At 66.5% G+C, this 1,006-nt stretch carries 1 protein-coding gene; it reads right to left on the bottom strand.

Annotated features, from left to right (window positions below; genetic code table 11):
* Window positions 1–29: 29 nt before the first annotated feature.
* Window positions 30–959, bottom strand: coding sequence for a bifunctional riboflavin kinase/FAD synthetase (locus AC3WJD_RS22000; protein ID WP_492748991.1), 930 nt, complete (start codon window positions 957–959; stop codon window positions 30–32).
* Between the last annotated feature and the right edge of the window lie 47 nt (window positions 960–1,006).

The following is a 1,006-nucleotide window of genomic DNA, read 5'->3' as shown; positions in this document are numbered from 1 at the left end:
ACCCCAGCCCCTCCCCTGAAGGGGAGGGGCTAAATGGCAGCCAGCACCCGCTTCGCCTCTTCGCAATCCTTGGCGATCTGCACCTTAAGCGCTTCAAGCCCATCAAACTTCGCCTCGGGACGCAGGAAGTGGATCAGCTCGACCTCGACCACCTGCCCGTAAAGATCGCCCGAAAAATCGAAGAAATGCGGTTCGAGCAATTCTTTCGGCGGATCGAAGCTCGGCCGGATGCCGAGATTGGCGGCGCCGTCGAGGACGCGCCCATCGGGCAAACGGCCTCTGACCGCATAGATGCCGTAGCGCGGGCGCAGATAGTGGCCGAGGCCGATATTGGCGGTGGGAAAGCCGATATCGCGACCGACCTTGTCACCGTGCATCACCTCGCCCTCGATCGCGAAGGGGCGCGTGAGCAGCCGCGTCGCGGTCTCGCAGTCACCCGCCTGCAATGCCTCGCGAATCCGGCTCGACGAGATCACCTCGCCGTTCGCGGCGACCGGGCCGACCGCTTCGGTGACGAGGCCGAATTTCGCGCCCAGCTCGGCCAGCACGTCGACATTGCCGCCGCGCCCCTTGCCAAAGGTGAAGTCCTCGCCCGTCACCACGCCCTTCGCGCCGATCAGGTCGATCAGCCGCTGCGCGACGAATTGCTCGGCGGTGAGCGAGGCTAGCTCGGCGCCGAATTCGAAGACCAGCATCGCATCGGCGCCGGCCTGCGCGAAAAGCCGCTGCCGCTGGTCGAGCGTGGTGAGCCGAAAGGGCGGCACATCGGGTGCGAAATGCCGCACGGGATGCGGATCGAAGGTCGCGACCAGCGCGGGGCCGCCGATCGCGCGCGCAAGTTCCACCGCGCGGCCCACCACCGCTTGGTGGCCCGCATGAAAGCCGTCGAAATTTCCCAGCGCGATCACGCCGCCCCGCAGATGTTCCGGGACGCGGACGCTGCCCGAAAGCCGCTCCATGAGCGGGGCTATAGGGTGGGGCGGGGCGGTGGGCAACGTTCTTAAAT

The sequence above is a fragment of the Sphingobium sp. FW306-1B-F04DB genome (assembly GCF_058781925.1).
The sequence above is the reverse complement of the archived record's forward strand: the minus strand, read 5'-3'. Positions and strand labels throughout refer to the sequence as shown.

What these genes read in the sequence shown, in the direction of transcription:
- AC3WJD_RS22000 (WP_492748991.1), bottom strand. Translation starts at nt 959, where the DNA reads ATGGAGCGGCTTTCGGGCAGCGTCCGCGTCCCGGAACATCTGCGGGGC.